At 42.4% G+C, this 18,604-nt stretch carries 19 protein-coding genes; 12 read left to right on the top strand and 7 right to left on the bottom strand.

Annotated features, from left to right (window positions below):
• The coding region (locus ACTB1O_RS12170; protein WP_462995413.1) for an acetate uptake transporter at positions 1 to 199 on the bottom strand (199 nt) is incomplete at its 3' end.
• 352 nt (positions 200 to 551) lie between these two features.
• Here ACTB1O_RS12170 and ACTB1O_RS12175 point away from each other — a divergent pair.
• Positions 552 to 1,331: a phosphotransferase family protein gene (locus ACTB1O_RS12175; protein ID WP_462995414.1), complete on the top strand. Its 780-nt coding sequence runs from the start codon at positions 552 to 554 to the stop codon at positions 1,329 to 1,331.
• A gap of 37 nt (positions 1,332 to 1,368) precedes the next feature.
• Here ACTB1O_RS12175 and ACTB1O_RS12180 read toward each other — a convergent pair whose 3' ends face one another.
• Complete coding sequence (locus tag ACTB1O_RS12180; RefSeq protein ID WP_462995415.1) at positions 1,369 to 2,694, bottom strand: hypothetical protein; 1,326 nt, start codon at positions 2,692 to 2,694, stop codon at positions 1,369 to 1,371.
• Positions 2,695 to 2,904: 210 nt separating this feature from the next.
• Between ACTB1O_RS12180 and ACTB1O_RS12185 the strand changes: the two genes are divergently transcribed.
• Entirely contained in the window at positions 2,905 to 3,699 is a 795-nt protein-coding gene (locus ACTB1O_RS12185) for an acetoacetate decarboxylase family protein (RefSeq protein ID WP_462995416.1), read from the top strand.
• A gap of 69 nt (positions 3,700 to 3,768) precedes the next feature.
• Positions 3,769 to 4,605, top strand: a complete 837-nt coding sequence (locus tag ACTB1O_RS12190) for an SDR family oxidoreductase (protein WP_462995417.1) — start codon at positions 3,769 to 3,771, stop codon at positions 4,603 to 4,605.
• Between the two features lie 35 nt (positions 4,606 to 4,640).
• Here the strand turns inward: ACTB1O_RS12190 and ACTB1O_RS12195 are convergent, their stop codons facing one another.
• Positions 4,641 to 6,005, bottom strand: a complete 1,365-nt coding sequence (locus ACTB1O_RS12195; protein ID WP_462995418.1) for a DUF711 family protein — start codon at positions 6,003 to 6,005, stop codon at positions 4,641 to 4,643.
• A gap of 12 nt (positions 6,006 to 6,017) precedes the next feature.
• Positions 6,018 to 6,290 (bottom strand): ACT domain-containing protein, encoded by a 273-nt coding sequence (locus ACTB1O_RS12200; protein WP_462995419.1) that lies wholly within the window; start codon positions 6,288 to 6,290, stop codon positions 6,018 to 6,020.
• A 230-nt stretch (positions 6,291 to 6,520) separates the two neighbouring features.
• On the opposite strand from ACTB1O_RS12200, the gene ACTB1O_RS12205 reads away from it, so the two are divergent.
• A complete protein-coding gene (locus ACTB1O_RS12205; RefSeq protein WP_462995420.1) occupies positions 6,521 to 7,219 on the top strand; it encodes a phosphoribosylaminoimidazolesuccinocarboxamide synthase in 699 nt (232 codons plus the stop codon).
• 73 nt (positions 7,220 to 7,292) lie between these two features.
• Here the strand turns inward: ACTB1O_RS12205 and ACTB1O_RS12210 are convergent, their stop codons facing one another.
• The gene (locus ACTB1O_RS12210; RefSeq protein WP_462995421.1) at positions 7,293 to 8,030 is read right to left on the bottom strand and encodes a carbonic anhydrase; all 738 of its coding nucleotides are present in this window, start codon (positions 8,028 to 8,030) and stop codon (positions 7,293 to 7,295) included.
• 110 nt (positions 8,031 to 8,140) lie between these two features.
• On the opposite strand from ACTB1O_RS12210, the gene ACTB1O_RS12215 reads away from it, so the two are divergent.
• The 3 genes from ACTB1O_RS12215 to ACTB1O_RS12225 all read left to right on the top strand — a co-directional run bounded on the left by ACTB1O_RS12215 (position 8,141) and on the right by ACTB1O_RS12225 (position 10,573).
• Positions 8,141 to 8,785, top strand: a complete 645-nt coding sequence (locus ACTB1O_RS12215; protein WP_462995422.1) for a class I SAM-dependent methyltransferase — start codon at positions 8,141 to 8,143, stop codon at positions 8,783 to 8,785.
• A 173-nt stretch (positions 8,786 to 8,958) separates the two neighbouring features.
• Positions 8,959 to 9,663 (top strand): hypothetical protein, encoded by a 705-nt coding sequence (locus tag ACTB1O_RS12220; RefSeq protein ID WP_462995423.1) that lies wholly within the window; start codon positions 8,959 to 8,961, stop codon positions 9,661 to 9,663.
• A gap of 28 nt (positions 9,664 to 9,691) precedes the next feature.
• Complete coding sequence (locus ACTB1O_RS12225; protein ID WP_462995424.1) at positions 9,692 to 10,573, top strand: hypothetical protein; 882 nt, start codon at positions 9,692 to 9,694, stop codon at positions 10,571 to 10,573.
• Between the two features lie 14 nt (positions 10,574 to 10,587).
• Here the strand turns inward: ACTB1O_RS12225 and ACTB1O_RS12230 are convergent, their stop codons facing one another.
• A complete protein-coding gene (locus tag ACTB1O_RS12230) occupies positions 10,588 to 11,214 on the bottom strand; it encodes a class I SAM-dependent methyltransferase (RefSeq protein ID WP_462995425.1) in 627 nt (208 codons plus the stop codon).
• A 240-nt stretch (positions 11,215 to 11,454) separates the two neighbouring features.
• Here ACTB1O_RS12230 and ACTB1O_RS12235 point away from each other — a divergent pair, with 240 nt between their 5' ends.
• Positions 11,455 to 11,973, top strand: a complete 519-nt coding sequence (locus ACTB1O_RS12235) for an SOUL family heme-binding protein (protein ID WP_462995426.1) — start codon at positions 11,455 to 11,457, stop codon at positions 11,971 to 11,973.
• 84 nt (positions 11,974 to 12,057) lie between these two features.
• Here the strand turns inward: ACTB1O_RS12235 and ACTB1O_RS12240 are convergent, their stop codons facing one another.
• A complete protein-coding gene (locus tag ACTB1O_RS12240) occupies positions 12,058 to 12,534 on the bottom strand; it encodes a pyridoxamine 5'-phosphate oxidase family protein (protein ID WP_462995427.1) in 477 nt (158 codons plus the stop codon).
• Between the two features lie 396 nt (positions 12,535 to 12,930).
• On the opposite strand from ACTB1O_RS12240, the gene nifS reads away from it, so the two are divergent.
• The 4 genes from nifS to ACTB1O_RS12260 all read left to right on the top strand — a co-directional run bounded on the left by nifS (position 12,931) and on the right by ACTB1O_RS12260 (position 18,507).
• Positions 12,931 to 14,112 (top strand): cysteine desulfurase NifS, encoded by a 1,182-nt coding sequence (gene nifS / locus ACTB1O_RS12245; protein WP_462995428.1) that lies wholly within the window; start codon positions 12,931 to 12,933, stop codon positions 14,110 to 14,112.
• A gap of 55 nt (positions 14,113 to 14,167) precedes the next feature.
• On the top strand, positions 14,168 to 14,584 hold the full coding sequence (nifU, locus tag ACTB1O_RS12250; RefSeq protein WP_462995429.1) for a Fe-S cluster assembly scaffold protein NifU: 417 nt from the start codon (positions 14,168 to 14,170) through the stop codon (positions 14,582 to 14,584).
• Positions 14,585 to 14,764: 180 nt separating this feature from the next.
• On the top strand, positions 14,765 to 17,071 hold the full coding sequence (locus tag ACTB1O_RS12255; RefSeq protein WP_462995430.1) for an Orn/Lys/Arg family decarboxylase: 2,307 nt from the start codon (positions 14,765 to 14,767) through the stop codon (positions 17,069 to 17,071).
• A complete protein-coding gene (locus tag ACTB1O_RS12260; protein WP_462995431.1) occupies positions 17,068 to 18,507 on the top strand; it encodes an APC family permease in 1,440 nt (479 codons plus the stop codon). Before ACTB1O_RS12255 ends, ACTB1O_RS12260 begins: the two co-directional genes overlap by 4 nt.
• Positions 18,508 to 18,604 lie beyond the last annotated feature (97 nt).

The raw sequence follows: 18,604 nt of genomic DNA on the forward strand, positions 1-18,604 counted from the left end.
CTCCGACGATTAGCTGGGCAAGTCCGCCGTAAAGAAGGGCCATTGCAATGATCGGGCTGCTAAGTGCGGTTATTCCTGCGTTGTGGATGCTTAACAGAATTGTTGTCATCCCGAATGCACAGAGGCCGAGTGGTGCAGGGTTTGCAGTGTTGTCCATTAAGAACAGGTTATTCCTGCTCTTTTCTTCAATTTGATCCATAAAATCCTCTGAAATAATGTGGCTGGTGCACATCATCTTCTGGATTGGTGAAAATCAGGGGGATGTGCACCATCACATGTAGTGTTGTGGTGCAGAGTATTAAATTATTTTTAAATATTACTAAGGCAGGGGTTGGCTCTGCACCTTATTTCATCAGGTGGATTGATTGTCTGAACCACCTCTCCTGTGGCTTTGGTGATCTGATGGTTTCATAAAAACGGGATTTGTAGAAATTTTCCTGTAAAACAGGAAAAAAAATGCATGAAGAAAAACGCTTATTTATTAATGCCCTGAAATAATCAGATTATATATAAGAAAAGATATTTTTAACCGAAACAGGAGTGGCATTAAAATGGAAAACGATACAAAAAACGGGATTGAAAGAGAAGACGATGAGTTTGTAAAACGTTTTGGTGAGGAGATTGGAAGCGGACAGTCGGCTGTAATATATGCAAAAGACGGGATTGCAGCAAAAGTATACCGGGAAGGCCAGCCAAGAAAACAGGTTTACCAGGAGGCTTTTACACTTGCGGTTGTAAAGGACTGTGGTATTCCGGCGCCTGAAATATTTGGTGTTGAAACATTTGCCGGAAGAACAGCCCTTCTTATGGAAAAAATTAAAGGAAAGTCTCTTTGGGATCTTGCGCTTGAAAATCCTGAGAGGGTAGAAGAGTATATGGACAAGGTTGTTGAGCTTCAGACTGCAATGCACAAAATATATACAACCGAATTCAGACCCTTAAAACTTGTTCTTATGGGAACAATTGCTATGAGCCCCGGAATTACGGATGAGGAAAAAGAGCGCCTTAAAAAAGAGCTAAGTGCCCTGCCCGATGGGCTTTCGATCTGCCACGGGGATTTCCACAGCGGGAATATCCTCTTTGACAACGAGAATTATCAGATTATTGACTGGGCAGAAGTTGCCTGTGGTTCTCCGGCGGCTGATGCCTGCCGAAGCTACATGGATTTCCTTCTTCTGGATGAGAAATCAGCAGAGATGTATCTTGAAAAGTACTGTAAGGCATCCGGATTGACACGGGATGAAATTCTGGCATGGCTTCCTGTTATGGCCGGAACAATTTACGGATATATGAGCGTGGAAATCCGGGAAAAGCTCCGGCCGTTTTTTTAAGGCTAAAATCTGGCTGATAAAAATTTTAGGAGCAGGATCACACATCTCCTGAATATCCCGCCTTTTCTATCCTGTCAATCTTTAAAACAATTGATGCCAGTGCAAAGATCATAATCCCGTTTAGAATAAGTATTCCTGCAATAACACTGCCCGGAACAATTCCCGGCAGAAACATTGATGCACCAAAACCTATTGAGATAAAATTCAGAGCTGTCAGGACAATAATCAGTTTTTTCAGGACAGAGGGCAGAGGGGTTTTTTCTGCCGGTGAACTGCTGCGGTTTATTATGGCAGGCAAAAACCGCCCTGCAAGAAGAATCACACCTCCTGCAATATTTAAAAATCCCACAAGCCCCATTAAAATTCCTGTGAGAACCCCTGGCACAATACAGGAATATATTCCAAATGAGGCAAATAATACTCCTGTTCCCATAAGAAGCCAGGAACGGCTGTACTGTCCGACGGGTGTCTCACCAAGCGCCATCATCTGTATGGCCATAACAACCATTAAAAGTCCGAGCTGACCGTCAGGTGAAAAAGGGATTATTCCCATGTTTACCGGAAAGAGGAGAAATCCCAAAAGCAGGAGTAAAAAGCCGACCGGGATTATTATTGCCACCGAGAGGGGAACAGAGGCACTATCAGATATCAGCAGCTTTTTCAGGGACCGGAATTTTTCTGCCTTTTCTTTTTTGGTTCCACTGCAATCTCCGCAAATTTTGGTTTCAGCTCCATTCACTTCTTCTTTTGGATATATTATGTTTACGCGGTGTATGCAGTATGCAAGATAAAAGAAGGATACACCATAAACAAGCAATAATACTGCTGTCTGTGTATCTGTTGTGATCCCTGGCAGAAGTGTCACAATCCCGAGTATTGCCGATATTATGTAGGTGAGCGCTGCGGCAAGTGTCAGGTGCCTGAGAATTCCCGGGACAGAGAGCCAGCTTTGTGCTTTTTCCTTTGAGAGTACAAGCCCCAAAAGGAGTGCAATACCGCCTGCGAACAGCATTAATCCTACAAGAATCCGGACAAAATCCGTAATAAAACCGGGAATAAAGCATGCTGTCATCCCTGCTGCGGCAGTACACACTCCGATAAATATCACAATCCATGACTGTGGAAGATCACCAAAAGGCGTCCTTCCAAGTGTTATTATCTGAAAAGAGATGATCACCAGAAAAAGGCCATATGTACTGTCAGGCGAATAGAGAATATCACCTGTATGAATTTTAAAGAGCAGAATGCCAAAAAGAAGCATCATAACTCCAAAGATAAACAAAATAATAACTTCAAAGGAGATTTCGCTGAAGATTCCTTTTTTTGTGCAGATATTTTCCCCTGTTTTACTCTCAGATTCCAATTGTATTCCTCCGGTGCATCTTAAAATTCAGATGAAGCATCAGTTAATCTGTATTTTTACAGAAGATATATATTTATTGATTTATTTTTGGCAGATCTCCCGGTTCTTTGATGGATATGAGAATCGGGAGCATTCTAATTTTATTTGATGGCTATATCGGGGATTATTAAATAATAAAGTATATATTGTGATATTTATTATCTAAATATTATGTTTGAGCTTCGCAATGATTCAGCGTATCTGATGCCTGTTCATTTTGGAGGAGGCAGATTTGACCCGGAAAGGATCATACGGCAGAGGATGACAACCCTTGCAATGACCTATAAAACCGACAGAAAACTTCTTGAAGAGTACATTCCTGAGGAATTTGAACTGCTCTCTTCTGAAGTGCAGGTTGTTTTCAGTAAATTTACAGAGATTGACTGGATGCAGGGAGGGATGTACAACCTTGTCAATGTTGCATCTCCTGTCCGTTTCAGCGGAAAAAAAGATGATATTGAGGGTTCATACACGCTTGTTGTCTGGGAGAATAAAACAGCGCCGATTCTTGGCGGGCGTGAACAGACGGGCATTCCGAAGATTTATGCCGATATTGAGGATCTTCATATATTAAAGCCCCATTATGCAACAACCGCCAGTTATGAGGGCAATACATTTCTGAATATGAATTTCAAAGCCGGAGAAGAGATTACAGGCAGTAATCTTGATGCCATAAAGTCCGGATTTTCATCAGTGAATACCATTGGATGGAGGTATATTCCAAAAGTCGGTGCCCCCGGTGCAGAGCTGAGCCAGTTTATCCTTTATCCGCAGGGGATGGAGGTAAAAAGTGCAATATCAGGGTTCGGAAACCTGAAATGGACCACCCAGGTTCCCATGCAGAATCCCTCACAGTACTACATCATCAACAGCCTTGCGGCACTGCCGGTAGAAAAAATTACAAGTTCCGTTCTGCTTGAGGGAGAAACCTTCCTGCATTCAAACGGGGCAAAAGTAATTGAATAAAATTGAAAAAAATTGAATAAAACCCGTAAAATTACTGGAAAATAAAAAAAAGATAATAAGGAGAATATTATGGTTGATTCTGATTATTACAAAGATAAAATCTGCATCGTCACAGGTGCAAATTCAGGAATAGGATATGCAGTCTCATCAGAGCTTTTAAAGAGGGGCGGAGTCGTCTATATGGCCGGCAGAAACCCGGAAAAGATTGCAAAAGCTGCAGAAGCCTTCTCTTCGTATGGCGATAATGTAAGAAAGCTCATAATGGACGTCACAAGCCGAAAAGAAGTTCATGAAGGAATAAACAAAGTTGTTGATGAGGCCGGGAGAATTGATTTTTTATTCAACAATGCAGGTGTCGGAGGGACAATCCCGTTTGATAAGGCCACATATGATGACTGGAAAAACATCATAGATGTAAACCTCTGGAGTGTCATTTACGGGGTTTCTGAAGCCGTTCCCCATATGCTTAAACAGGGATCAGGCCATATTGTCAACACAGGCTCAATAGCAGGAATTGTTCCGCCTCCTTTTCAGGCATTGTATTCCCTTACAAAATATGGTGTCACAGGAATGACCGGGTGTCTGAAGTATGAATATGCAGAAAAAGGGCTTTGCTTCTCTGTAATCTGTCCTGCAAATATCGCAACTCCGATATTCAACAAGGGAATAGACGGGGTGGCCCGTGGTGATCTTAAAATCCCGGATGACGCATATCCTGCAGATATGGCTGCATCCTGTATTCTGGACCGTGTTTCTGAGAATAAGGGAATTATAATTGTGCCTGAGGAGCCATACACTGATATGTGGAAGGGATATGTTCTGGGAGCTGCGGAAGTTGATGACGAGCTTTATAAAATGGCCCGGGAACGAAGGGATGCCTTTGAGAATAAAGGCTCCTACTTTTAATCCTCTATTTTACTGCTTAAAAAAAGTATGAAAAATTAATTTTTAAAACTGTGAATCGGTGCAGGGATTCTCCCCCCCCGGTTTATGAAATCATCACAGCCGAATTTATTCACCCGCTGTATTGGTGCATGGCCCAAAAGACCTCCAAACTCCACAGTGTCGCCGACATCCTTTCCTATTACAGGAATCAGACGGACTGCGGTTGTCTTCTGATTTATCATTCCGATTGCTGCTTCATCGGCGATGATTCCTGAAATTGTGGCGGCAGTGGTGTTTCCCGGAATTGCAATCATATCAAGACCGACCGAGCATACACAGGTCATAGCCTCAAGTTTCTCAATTGTAAGGGCTCCCCTGTTTACGGCATCAATCATACCCTGATCCTCACTTACCGGGAGAAATGCACCACTAAGTCCGCCTACAAAAGAGCTTGCCATCACACCTCCCTTCTTTACCTGATCATTTAAAAGTGCAAGAGCTGCGGTTGTTCCGGGGGCCCCAACTGATTCAAGACCCATCTCCTCTAAAATTTCTGCGACACTGTCCCCGACAGACGGAGTCGGTGCAAGGGAGAGATCAACAATTCCGAAAGGAATCCCGAGCCTTTCCGACGCCTCCTGGGCCACGAGCTGTCCTGCACGTGTAACCTTAAATGCGGTTTTTTTGATGGTTTCACAGAGAATCTCAAAGTTCTCACCCCGTACTCCCTCAAGTGCACGTTTCACAACGCCCGGACCTGATACACCCACATTTATGACAGCATCCCCTTCAGTCACACCGTGAAATGCTCCGGCCATAAACGGATTGTCATCCGGAGCGTTGCAGAAGACAACCAGTTTTGCACATCCGAGAGAATTGTCATCCTTTGTAGCCTCTGCAGTCTCTAAAACAATTTCTCCCATCAGTTTAACGGCATCCATGTTGATTCCGGTCTTTGTTGAGCCGATATTTACCGAACTGCATACTCTCTCCGTTGATGAGAGAGCCATAGGGATTGAGCGGATGAGATCTTCTTCTGTTTTGGTCATACCTTTTGATACGAGAGCAGAGTAGCCTCCGAGAAAGTTAACACCTGTTGCTTTGGCGGCCTTATCAAGAGTCTTTGCAATCGTTACAAAATCCTCCGGAGATTTGCAGGCCCGGCCTCCGACAAGTGCAATCGGAGTTACAGAAATTCTTTTATTTACAATTGGAATTCCATATTCAAGCTCAATTTCTCTCCCGACGGATACGAGATTTTTTGCTTTGCCTGTTATTTTATCGTATATATTTTTGTTTAAGGTATCAAGGTCAGAGTCACAGCAGTCCAAAAGACTGATGCCCATTGTTATTGTTCTGACGTCAAGCATCTCCTGCTCGATCATCTTGTTTGTCTCATCTACCTCAAGTCTGTTGATCATCAGAAATTCTCCTCAGATACGGTGCATTTTTGTAAAAAGATCTTCCCGCTGGCATCTGATCTTAACTCCTATACCATCGCCGAGAGTTTCAAGTTCACTCACCATCTCGCCAAAGGGTTTTGGGGAACTGTCTGTGTCAACAATCATCATCATGTTGAAGTATCCCTGCACAATGGTCTGGGATATATCCTCAACATTGACCTGGTTTTCGGCAAGGTAAGTGCAGACCTTTGCGATAATTCCAACAGTATCTTTTCCGACGACGGTGATTATTGTCTTTTTCATGGCTCTGTTTCTTCCTGTTATATTATTGGTTTTCATCCGGCATTAATACGACATTAAGTAACAATCCGCTACGTAAAAAATGCATCGCTCAGGTTAAGCCGGGTTCAGAAACGATCTGAATTTATCCGGACTCAATGTTTAATTCTCAGAACTATTCTGCCCTGACAACATCTGCTTTAAATACTCTGCACCAGAACATGTATTCTGACTATCAAAAAAGAGGAGCACTTATGAGTTCAAACGAGTCTATGAAACTTGTCTATACAGGCAAGACAAAGAATGTCTATGCACTTGAGGATGGAAATTATCTGCTTAAATTCAAGGATGACTGCACCGGGGCTGACGGCGTCTTTGACCCCGGCATGAATACCATTGGTCTTACAATAGAGGGTGCAGGCCGGGCCGGCCTTCGGATGACAAAATTCTTCTTTGATATCTTAAATCAGAAGGGAATTCCGACACACTATATTGATGCTGATATCGACAATGTCACCATGACTGTAAAACCTGCAAAGACATTTGGAAAGGGTCTGGAAGTCATCTGCCGTCTCAGAGCTGTCGGGAGTTTTTACAGACGTTATGGCGATTATGTAGAAGAAGCTGCACCACTGCCTGCTTTTGTTGAGACAACATTAAAGGACGACGGCCGCGAGGACCCTCCGATTACAAAGGATGCACTCGAAAATCTCGGTATTATGACCCCTGATGAATACGAAGAGGTCAAAAAATTAACCCAGCAGATTACAACCATCATGAAGGACGAACTTGCAAAGAAGAATATCGAACTCTATGATATAAAGTTTGAATTCGGCAAGGTAGGGGACCGGATTGTTTTAATCGACGAGATTTCAGGAGGAAACATGCGTGCTTTTCGTAACGGAGAGTATATCATGCCTCTTGACCTCGAAAAAATGGTTCTTGATGAATAAAAAAAATCTATTTTTTCTATAAAGATATCAGCTCAATTTGCCACGTGCCGGCCGGTAAGACAGAACCGGAGTTTTATACAACTTTTGAAAGTGTTCCTGTTGAAAGGTCATAGTACAGACCGTGAACCTGAACTCTTCCATCCGAAACCGCATCTCTGACAGTGGGATATGTCATCAGGTGCTCTGTCTGGAGCATGATATTTTCAAGTTCAATATGGTGATGTCGTTCTTTCTCCTCATCAGGTGTCTGCGGCTTTAAAATCCGGTCATCAACCCGCATCTTTGCCTCACGGGCATCGTTGAGCCAGAGTGTGATATACGGATCAGTAAGATTTGCATCCAGCGCTTTTATGGCGCCACAGTCGGAATGGCCGACGATAACTATCTCTTTTACCTTCAGGTAATTGATTGAATATTCAACAACCGTAATAAGATTCCAGTCATGGTTTGGCACAATATTGCCGACATTTCTGGTAACGAACAGTTCTCCAGGAGAGGCATTTGTAATCCTTTCAGGATCAGAGCGTGAATCAGAACATCCTATCCAGAGGACTTTCGGACTCTGGGCCATTGCAAGGTCCTGATACCTGTCCGGGTCTGCACTGAAAATTTTATCCTTAAATTCCTGATTCCCAATTAAAAGCTGATCCAAAAACGGAGTTTTTGCATCTGAAATGATTCCGAAAGAAGAAATGGCTGAAAGTAAGGGCACATTCAAACCTGAAGTTTTTGTATCTCCGGCAGTTACTCCGCCAGTAATCCCTGCAAGGATTAACAAAATGATAATTACTGAAAATAAATTTATTTTCATACCCCTACGGAATACTACAAATACATAAAAATAACGGTCAGAAAATTCTCCCAAACAAATATCTTTAACGGCATCCTTAAAATTTTATAAGCAATGGAATAAGACTGATTATGATTCCTGTTTTGTATATCGTAATTATCATCGTGGCAGTTTTCCTGATAACGGCTGTCTCGTGGCGGTTTGCATCAAAGCGGCATGCAATTCCCTGTCCGGTCTGGATGAAGTGGATGCTTGATCCCTTCTCTTCCGGAGGAATTAGCGGACGTACACGAAAAACTATGCAGATTCTTGACATCAGCCCCGGGATGAGGATACTTGATGCAGGCTGCGGACCGGGCCGTCTTAGTATACCTCTTGCAGAGATGACAGGTCAGGACGGAGAAGTGACAGCTCTTGATATTCAGGAAGGGATGCTGGATGTGGTCAGGATGCGGGCTCAAAAGAAAAACCTCACAAATATCAGGTTTGTCAGGGCAGGTCTGGGGGAAGGAAAAGCTGAAAAAAATTATTACGACCGGGCTGTTTTAATAACAGTTCTTGGTGAGATCCCCGGACGTGAAGCGGCATTAAAGGAGATCTTTGAATCACTGAAGCCGGGAGGCATTCTTCTGGTTGAGGAGACCATCTGTGATCCACATTTTCAGACCCACAGTACAGTTACAGGGCTTGCAGAGACTTTTGGATTTGTTGAGAAGGAATTTATGGGAAACAGGTTTTCCTATATCCTGACTCTAAAAAAGCCAGAGAATGCCTGAAAATTTTTTTATGGTAAATACAGGATTTTTATATATCCAGATATCTGATAAGAGAATAAATTTATTTTCATACTCCTACGAGACACTAAAAATACATAAAAGTACTTGTCAGAATAATCTCCCAAACAAATATATCTATTCTACCTGATTTATTAAATAGGAGTTATTCCTTAATGCCAGATTCACAAAAATCAATAAAAACAAATTCAATATTTGATAATTTCATTTCTGATGTCAGAGATTACATCTTCCTTTTTTCAATATTAATTGGATTGAGCACAGCATTAATTGCATTTTCAGATAAGATTACTATTGGAAGTTCTCTTAATCAGGCATTGTTTTTTATTTTCTTTTTGATTTTAATAATCTGGTTTCACATAACAATTAAGGGAGTTCCATATTTTAGGGATGTTTTGAATAGTGAAGAAAAATCATTTACTGAAATTATTTCCTCATTGGAGATTATTTTATTCTGCTTTCTTTTAATTGCTCCATTTTTTTTAATATTCTCTCTAATATTTCAACAATCCCCTGGATCATTTTTAGCTGCTTCATTTTTTGTTGTTGCATTATTTGGTATATTTGGAACCAACATGTTTGCGGAATGGATGAAAATAAAATATAATACTATAAAATCAAGTTTATGCTGGGTATTTGGTTGTATTCTATCTTTTATTGTGCTCATTGTTATTTTTTGTTTATTTTATGTTTACAATAATGGACTATCTTATTATCTGGCATTTTTAATATCTCCAATTATTGGTATTTTGATGATGTTATTTATAAATTCAACATTTTTATTGATAGATAACTTAAACGAGGAATATTTTCATCTCCATCCTATCAATTTCATAAGGGATAAAATTCGAAAGCATTGATTTCGTAGAAATAATTAAAGGTTAAATTATGTATTCTGATGAAAAAATTTATGAAGTTCTTGATAACTATTTTAAAATGTTAGATCTTGCTCCAATTACACCAAATGGGATATTTAAGTCAGATTGCAATAAAGAATACTACGAAACCACTTTTATGTATTCATTTCGAAAATATAGAGCAGCGATTTATCATTATAAAAATGTCAAGAATTTTATCAAAGATGATGAGGATGTTGCAAAAAAAGTTCTATCTCATAATATAAAAGAGGACAAATACTCGAAAACATCTGTCACCAAAACTGCAGATCAATATACCTATGAACTGTCAGCTTTTCTTGCAGCACTTAAAAGTTCAGTTGATTTCCTTGCTAAGGGATGTTCTGAACACTTTCCTGGTGTGACGAGTAATAGCATAAATTCCTTTATGAAAATAATAAAAAAAGGAGAGAAAAGAGGAACAATTTTGGATGTGATAAGAAAAAATTATGAATGGCTTGATGATCTTCGTTCTAATAGAGATAATATAATACATTCTAGGAATTTCACTATTGAAAGTGGATTCGAAAAACATGTTATCGATGATATTTCAAAAATAATAGTCCATCCAGTATGTATTCCAAAATCCCCGCCTTCCAATGATTCAAAACCATCATCTCCTTACGTTCCAGATACTCGTGAGAGTAGGTCAATGGAAAGTTCAAAAATTTTTGATCATTACTACAGTGAAACACGGGTTAATACTAAAAACGACGAAGAAAAAATTATTGATTATTCTTATGAATATTGTCCTTCAGAGGGTTATATAGCGATTGAGGAATTTATGGAATCGCATTTACATTCGTATGAAACTTTTTTTACAGAATTAATTAATGCACTTTCTGAAATTGACTTTAAAATTCAAAAATCTTAAAATAATCATTTTCATCATTTTCCGGCATAGATATACCTAAGCAGGTGAGTATGCCTTCCCTCTTCGCCATGCTCTTCGGGTTCCTCAATCATACCTTCTGCAAGAATTTCCATTCCTTCAAATTCAGATGCCAGATCCTCTGTGGAATAATAGTGCACACAACGTCCCGGTTTGCTCTCAAAAGTGTTCTCCTCAACCATCTTTCCTTTGCCGTAACTGGGTTCAATATCTGAAAATACCACAAAGAACATCACACCTCCTGATTTTAGCTGCTCTCTGCATCGCTGCAGAAATGCCGCCCTGTCATCCTTTCTGAGGAGGTGAAGAACATTGAAACAATAAATGCCGTCATACACCGAATCGTCAAACGGCATATTAAGTACTGATCCCTGGTGGTAGCGAATATCAGGAGAGCTTAGGCGTGCAATTTTCAGGGCTGTTTTTGATATCTCAATTCCGGTGACTTCAAATCCGGCCCGGGCAAATGCCTCTGCATTGCGGCCATATCCTGAGCCGGGGATAAAAATTTTACGAACGTCTGCTTCTTTGAATAGCTTAATTGCAGAATCAACAGTCCTGCTTGGGGTATCACCCCATATTTTGCCTTCTTCACTGAAACGTTCCTCCCAGAAATTGTTCATATAATATTCTCCTTCATATACTTCCGGCAGTTTGCTATTTTTGAATAACCTGAAAGTTCCGGGGAATATGTCTGGAATTTCACTTTCATTTTATCATTTAAAATAAAAAAATCGTGCATAATACTCACTTTTTTTATTCGACTGATGTATTATTGAGTTCTCTTTACATATTGGTTTTTCAGACGAAACATCTATCGGTGTTAAGGTAAATTACCCCTCCAAGGGAGATGAAAGAGGATAATGACTGATACAATCCCCTATGAGATAACAGGTAAGACGGGAGAGACTGAGTTTCGGAGATATCCTGAAATAATTTTGGCAACAGTAGAAAGTGACGGGAATGATTCCGGTTTTAATCTGCTGTTTTCATATATCTCGGGTAACAATACAGCCCGAAAAAATATATCGATGACCTCTCCTGTAATCACATCGCAAAAGATCGCAATGACGGCACCGGTATTATCAGGTGCGAATTCGATGTCATTTGTATTGCCCCCCGGTAAAAGCCCCGATGATATCCCGGATCCGCAGGACAGCAGGGTGAAAATAATAACGCAACCCGCACGGGAGGTTGCAGTAATGCGCTTCCGTGGATATGCAGGCCCTAAAGATGTGGCAGCAGCAGAGCTGCGGCTTAAGGATGAGCTAAAAAAGGCAGGGATTAAAACAATCGGAGAAGTATTTCTGATGCGTTACAATCCTCCCTGGATACCCGGGTTTTTCCGTCGAAACGAGGTTGGATTAGAAATTAAGAGGTAAATCCGTGGATAAGAGAAATCCTGGGGGCAAAACTGGTATTGCAGTTTAAAAATGGAAAAAAAGAAAAATACTGAAAATATTAATTTACCCGTTTTTCAGGGCCACTATATCTCCGACATCAACAAGTTTCCAGACCGCGGATCGCTCTTCACTGATGATTATCTCCGGCGGGTCCTGCGGACTGTAGCCCAGTGCAGACATAACCTTTGGTGACAGCCGGTGCTTTTTCATCATTTCAACGAACTGCTCTTTAACTTTCTTTTTTTGGACAGGATCTTTAACCTCTTCGATCTTACCCTGCAGACTTACAAAGTTAAACGAGGAGAGATCAGGCATGTATTCTTCTATCTCGACCGATACCAGCGGGTTTGCGGCAAAATATTTCATTTTTCTGCCGTATTTCGTCGAAAGGAAGTAAATATACTTTTTATCAAAGACGTACATGAACGGTGCAATATAAGGGTGTCCGTCTCCTGTAAATGCTATACGGGAGATATACTGCCGTTTTATTAAGTCATCGTACTCTGCTTTTTTCATACCGGGAATTTTTAAAGGCTCCATTTTATTATCCTCACAAAACATCTTATTGTTCGTAATGCAGATAATTGTGGCGGCAGGCATCCTGAAAAGAACTATTTTTCATACTTTATAAATGATAAAAAAAACATTTGTAATAATTGAGATATTCAGATCGATATTGCAGAGTTAAACCGGGAAAAAAGATTTGTTGCAGAATACCGTGGCAGACCTATGAAAAAAGAGCAGCACTATCAGTTAATCAAACAAACCTGTAAATGTGTGGAGAATGTACTGCCATTCTTTGGTGAAATAACTGACTACAGGAAAAGTCAAAAATATCTGACGGGATAAGTATTCAGAAGAGAAAGCCGTATAGTTCTTTTGGGCTCAGTAATAAAATACAATTAAACAATCCTGACCGGAGTGAAATATTAAAAAATGGATGAGAATATGCGTATAGTTTACATGGATAATGCCGCAACAACCCCTGTAAGGCCGGAGGTTGTCGGGGCAATGATCCCTTATATGACCGAAAACTTTGGAAACCCGTCATCACTTTATGACATTGCAAAAATATCACGTGAGGCTGTTTCAAAGGCACGTGAGCAGGTTGCATCGGCAATAGGTGCAAAACCAAAGGAGATATATTTTACATCCGGCGGAACGGAGTCTGACAACTGGGCGATAAAAGGTGTCGCCTTTGCAAACTGCGATAAGGGAATGCACATAATCACAACCCGGATTGAACATCATGCAGTATCCTATACATGCGAGTGGCTCGAAAAACAGGGATTTGAGATAACATATCTTCCTGTTGACAGGTACGGGATGGTAAGCCCGGAAGATGTAAAATCAGCAATCAGGGATGACACCATTCTGATAACAGTGATGTTTGCAAACAATGAGATCGGAACAATAGAACCCATAGCAGAGATCGGAAAAATTGCACGGGACAGAGGAATTTTGTTTCACACCGATGCTGTTCAGGCAGTGGGTCATGTGCCGATAGATGTTGAAGAGATGAATATCGACATGCTCTCACTCTCCGGTCACAAGTTCAACGGCCCAAAGGGAACAGGCGCCTTATACATTGGAAAGAGGGTTAAGCTTGATCCCCTGATGCACGGCGGAGATCAGGAGAGAAAGAGGCGTGCCGGAACAGAGAATGTCCCCGGAATTGTGGGCCTCGGACTAGCACTTGAGCTTTCCGTATCTGAGATGAATGAGAGTTCTGAAAGACTGACCTGTCTCAGGGATCGCTTAACAGAAGGACTTTTGAAGATCCCAAAGTCGCATCTTTCCGGACATCCAAAAAAGAGGCTGACAAACAACGTCAGTATTATCTTTGAGTACATTGAAGGGGAATCAATACTCCTGATGTTAAACAGAAAAGGTATCTCTGCCTCAACCGGAAGCGCCTGCAATTCCTCTTCACTTGAGCCCTCGCATGTTTTAACGGCATGCGGATTCAATCCGGAGATAGTGCACGGCTCACTCCGGCTGACACTCGGAAACGAAACAACAGATGAGGATGTTGATTATGTCCTGAAAATTGTTCCGGAAATTGTGCAGAAACTCAGGAATCTGTCGCCTCTGACACCTCCCGAGCTTAGAACCTGATAGATAAAAAAAGGAAAAATAAAAAAATATAAACAGATAATAACCGGTGATTTGGATGGATTACAGCGAAACTGTTATGGATCATTTTGAAAACCCGAGAAATACGGGGACAATTGAGGATGCCGACGGCATCGGAGAGGAAGGAAATCCGCAGTGCGGGGATATCATGAAGATTTACATCAAAGTTAAGGACAACATTGTTACAGATGTAAAATTTCAGACATTCGGCTGCGGGGCTGCGATTGCGTCGAGCAGCATGGCGACCGAGTTAATCAAGGGAAAGACGCTTGAGGAGGCATGGGAGCTTTCAAACAAAGCTGTTGCAGAAGCACTCGAAGGCCTTCCGCCCCAGAAGATGCACTGCTCAGTTCTGGCAGAGGATGCAATTCATAAGGCGATAAATGATTACCGTGTGAAACAGGGTCTTTCCCCCTGGGAAGAGAAGGCGGGAAAAGAGTCTCATCACCACTGATAATTCAGCAAATTTTCAAACAATTTTTGTAATTTTTTAAAATCCCTCCTTAAACAGACTAATTTTGCCAAAATTCCCCGATATATATAAATATGAATCAAATAGGAGTCTGTATCATAGATCAGGCGGCAGAAAAGAGTCATGGGGATTCATCTCCTGTCTGATTATATGGAGGTATTTATGAATCCTGAAGAGACATTGCAGGTCGCAATAATTGACGGTAATGTTCATACTGATACACCGGAAGGGCGGGCTATTAAGCGGATTTCTGCTGATCTCGCCGGATACGGCATAGGGGTTACAACACTTGCATCGCCGGAAGAGGCACGTTCTGCTCTCTCCAACCTTCCGGCTGTGGACTGCATCCTTATAAACTGGAATCTCGGCAAAGCCGGTGAAAATGAGAGTGCGGCGTCACTCATCATAGATGAGATAAGGAAACGAAATGAGGACGTTCCAATCTTTATGATGGGTGAACCGACCCGTGATTCCCCGACATCTCTTACAATCGATATGATAAAAGAGATTAACGAGTTTGTCTGGGTGATGGAGGATACATCCGAATTTCTGGCAGGCAGGATTTCGGCTGCCGCAAAAAGGTACAGGGAGAAGATTCTGCCGCCATTTTTTGGCGAACTCGTGAAATTTTCACGTGATTTTGAATATTCATGGCACACTCCTGGTCATGCAGGCGGGACAGCGTTTAGAAAATCCCCGGCCGGAAGGGCATTTTTTAACTTCTTCGGCGAACAGCTCTTCAGATCAGATCTCTCAATATCTGTGGGCGAACTCGGTTCCCTTCTTGATCACTCAGGGCCTGTGGGTGATGCCGAGAGGTATGCCGCAAAAGTCTTCGGGGCCGAAAAGACGTATTTTGTCACAAACGGGACATCGACTTCCAATAAGATTGTATTCTTCGGACGGGTATGCAGTGACGATATCGTTCTTGTTGACAGAAACTGTCACAAATCAGCCGAACATTCACTTACACTGACACATGCCGTTCCGGTCTATCTTATCCCGACCAGAAACAAATACGGAATAATCGGACCGATACGTCCGGGGGAGATGTCCCCGAAATCAATAAAGAAGAAGATTGAAAACTGCCCGCTTCTGGATGCAGAACAGAGCAGAATTCCGGTTCACTCCATAATTACAAATTCAACATATGACGGTCTCTGCTATGATGCGAAATGGGTTGAGGATGAGCTTGGAAAGAGTGTTGACAGCATTCATTTTGATGAGGCATGGTTCGGATACGCCCGTTTCAATCCTATCTATAAAAACCGCTTTGCAATGAGGGATGATGCGAAGAATCCAAACGGCCCGACAGTATTTTCCACCCAGTCCACTCATAAACTCCTGGCAGCACTCTCCCAGGCCTCAATGGTGCATGTAAGAAACGGAAGGGTTCCGATTGAGCATTCAAGGTTCAATGAGGCGTTCATGATGCACACCTCAACCTCGCCGCTTTATACCATAATTGCATCCTGCGATGTCTCCGCAAAGATGATGGACGGCGCATCGGGAAGGACTCTTACTTCAGAACCAATAGAGGATGCAATAAGATTCAGACGGACGATGGCGAGGATAAAAAGGGAGATTGGAACAGGCAGGACAGCTGCCGACTGGTGGTTTGGCATGTGGCAGCCGGACTTTGTAACCGACTTAAATTCCGGGGAAAAGATTGCATTTGCCGATGCCCCTGTGGATCTTCTCAGCGAAAATCCGTCCTGCTGGGTTTTGCACCCTGAAGATAAATGGCACGGATTTACCGGTCTTCCTGATGATTACTGCATGTTAGACCCGATTAAGGTGACAGTTTTAATGCCCGGACTGGAGGATGACGGGACTCCGTCAGAATGGGGTATTCCTGCCGCAATTGTTGTAAAATTCCTTGATACCAGAGGAATTGTCAACGAAAAATCAGGTGATTACAATATCCTCTTTTTATTCTCTATGGGAATCACAAAGGGCAAGTGGGGGACGCTTGTTACAGAACTGTTTGAGTTTAAGCGCCATTATGATGAAAACTCGCCGCTTGATGAGATATTCCCTGACCTCACAAAGGCGTATCCGGACAGATACGGCGGTATGACGCTTCCCGGACTTGTAAATGAGATGCACAATTACATGAAGGACACAGGGCAGGGGGCACTTCTGCAGGAAGCTTATGAGAAACTTCCCGAACAGGTTTCAACGTATGCGGAGGCTTATAAAAAACTTGTAAGAGACGAGGTTGAAAATGTCTCTGTCTCTGATATGGAAGACAGAATCGTTGTAACCGGAGTATTCCCTTATCCGCCCGGAATTCCTGTCCTTGCTCCCGGAGAAGCGGCAGGCAAAAAGAAAGGGCCGATTATTCAGTATCTCCTGGCACTTCAGGAGTTTGACAAAAAATTCCCCGGATTTACGCATGACATTCACGGAGTTGAGAGCGTAAACGGTGAATATAAGATATACTGCACAAAGGAAGGGAAGAAATGAGTGAAGCTGAAGCCGTAGATTCAAAAAAGAATCAAAAACTCCTCGGCATATTTGCACTTGCGATGATAAACGTCGCGGCAGTCCTAAGCATCAGGAATTTTCCTTCAATGGCTGTTTATGGGTGGTCCTGCATCGGCTGGTACATCATTGGAACAGTTTTGTTTTTAATTCCGATTTCGCTTGCAGGTGCAGAGCTTGCAACAGGCTGGCCTCAGGGCGGCGGTGTATATACCTGGGTGAAACAGGCTTTCGGAGAACAAAAGGGATTTATTGCACTCTTCTGTGAGTGGTCAAACAATCTCGTCTGGTTTCCGACTGTTCTCTCGTTTATTGCCGCAACACTTGCGTTTGCCTTAACGCCTGAGCTTGCAAACAGCCCTTATTATATGTTCACTGTCATGATGATCGCATTCTGGGGCACAACTGCCGTTGCCTATTTCGGTGAGAATGCATCTGAAAAACTGAGCACATTCGGTGTAATTCTGGGAAGCATAATTCCTGCCGTTTTAATAACCCTTTTGGGAATCTGGTGGTTTTCGACAGGTCAGGCCCTTGTTCTCCCTCCGTTTTCAATCGGTGAGATAGTTCCTGATATTAATCTCCAGACCCTGCCTTTCTTCTCAACAGTGATTCTTCTCTTTGCAGGTATGGAGATGGCGGGTTTTCATGCCCTCGAGGTCAGAAATCCGCAGAAAGATTTCCCCCGGGCCATGGGACTTTCGGCAGTGATAATATTCTTCTGCACGGTTGCCGCAACGCTCTCAATCGCGTTTGTAATCCCGGCAGACCAGCTCAGTCTTGCATCCGGTGTTATGCAGGCGATTCAGTATTTCTTTGACTCCGCAGGTCTTCCAGGACTTGTCGGCCCGATGGCGGTTTTAATAACAGTCGGCGGTGTCGTATCCCTTGCGGCATGGTTAATAGGCCCTGCAAAAGGTCTCGGTGTCGTTGCAGAAGAGGGGAATATGCCGCCGATGTTTGATCGCACAAACAAATACGGTGCACCGGTTGCTGTTCTCTTAACACAGGCTTTAATCGGCTCTGCAATCTCGCTTCTCTATGTCTTTTTACCGTCTGTAAACCAGGCATACTGGATCTTATCGGCGATGACAGTAGAACTTTTGTGTATTGTATATCTGCTGGTCTTTGCAGCACTTATAAAACTGCGCTACAGCCAGCCTGACACACCAAGGCCGTTTAAGATTCCCGGAGGAATCACAGGGGTATGGATTATCGGAGGTATGGGTGCCATCGGAGTTGTATTCTCGTTTCTGGTGGGCTTAATGCCGCCTGCATATTACGACAACACAATCGGATATGTGGCAGCAGTTCTCTTCGGAACATTTGTCCTCGCTGCTCCTCCGCTTGTCTTTTTAAAGTTAAAGAAGCCGGAGTGGAAGAACGGCGGGAAGAAGGAGGGATTATCCGATGAATGAAAAACTTGAATTCGCAATAATTAGTCTGGTGCTTGTGGCCGGGATAATCCTAATACCGATAGGTATTGCAGCTTTCATGCACGGTGAACAGCCTTAC

The organism is Methanomicrobium sp. (assembly GCF_055145805.1).

What these genes read in the sequence shown, in the direction of transcription:
- ACTB1O_RS12215 (WP_462995422.1), top strand. Translation starts at nt 8,141, where the DNA reads ATGATTCCTGTTTTGTATATCGTAATTATCATCGTGGCAGTTTTCCTG.
- ACTB1O_RS12195 (WP_462995418.1), bottom strand. Translation starts at nt 6,005, where the DNA reads ATGATCAACAGACTTGAGGTAGATGAGACAAACAAGATGATCGAGCAG.
- ACTB1O_RS12210 (WP_462995421.1), bottom strand. Translation starts at nt 8,030, where the DNA reads ATGAAAATAAATTTATTTTCAGTAATTATCATTTTGTTAATCCTTGCA.
- ACTB1O_RS12240 (WP_462995427.1), bottom strand. Translation starts at nt 12,534, where the DNA reads ATGGAGCCTTTAAAAATTCCCGGTATGAAAAAAGCAGAGTACGATGAC.
- ACTB1O_RS12235 (WP_462995426.1), top strand. Translation starts at nt 11,455, where the DNA reads ATGACTGATACAATCCCCTATGAGATAACAGGTAAGACGGGAGAGACT.
- ACTB1O_RS12225 (WP_462995424.1), top strand. Translation starts at nt 9,692, where the DNA reads ATGTATTCTGATGAAAAAATTTATGAAGTTCTTGATAACTATTTTAAA.
- ACTB1O_RS12185 (WP_462995416.1), top strand. Translation starts at nt 2,905, where the DNA reads ATGTTTGAGCTTCGCAATGATTCAGCGTATCTGATGCCTGTTCATTTT.
- ACTB1O_RS12205 (WP_462995420.1), top strand. Translation starts at nt 6,521, where the DNA reads ATGAGTTCAAACGAGTCTATGAAACTTGTCTATACAGGCAAGACAAAG.
- nifS (WP_462995428.1), top strand. Translation starts at nt 12,931, where the DNA reads ATGGATGAGAATATGCGTATAGTTTACATGGATAATGCCGCAACAACC.
- nifU (WP_462995429.1), top strand. Translation starts at nt 14,168, where the DNA reads ATGGATTACAGCGAAACTGTTATGGATCATTTTGAAAACCCGAGAAAT.
- ACTB1O_RS12255 (WP_462995430.1), top strand. Translation starts at nt 14,765, where the DNA reads ATGAATCCTGAAGAGACATTGCAGGTCGCAATAATTGACGGTAATGTT.
- ACTB1O_RS12230 (WP_462995425.1), bottom strand. Translation starts at nt 11,214, where the DNA reads ATGAACAATTTCTGGGAGGAACGTTTCAGTGAAGAAGGCAAAATATGG.
- ACTB1O_RS12175 (WP_462995414.1), top strand. Translation starts at nt 552, where the DNA reads ATGGAAAACGATACAAAAAACGGGATTGAAAGAGAAGACGATGAGTTT.
- ACTB1O_RS12260 (WP_462995431.1), top strand. Translation starts at nt 17,068, where the DNA reads ATGAGTGAAGCTGAAGCCGTAGATTCAAAAAAGAATCAAAAACTCCTC.
- ACTB1O_RS12220 (WP_462995423.1), top strand. Translation starts at nt 8,959, where the DNA reads ATGCCAGATTCACAAAAATCAATAAAAACAAATTCAATATTTGATAAT.
- ACTB1O_RS12190 (WP_462995417.1), top strand. Translation starts at nt 3,769, where the DNA reads ATGGTTGATTCTGATTATTACAAAGATAAAATCTGCATCGTCACAGGT.
- ACTB1O_RS12200 (WP_462995419.1), bottom strand. Translation starts at nt 6,290, where the DNA reads ATGAAAAAGACAATAATCACCGTCGTCGGAAAAGATACTGTTGGAATT.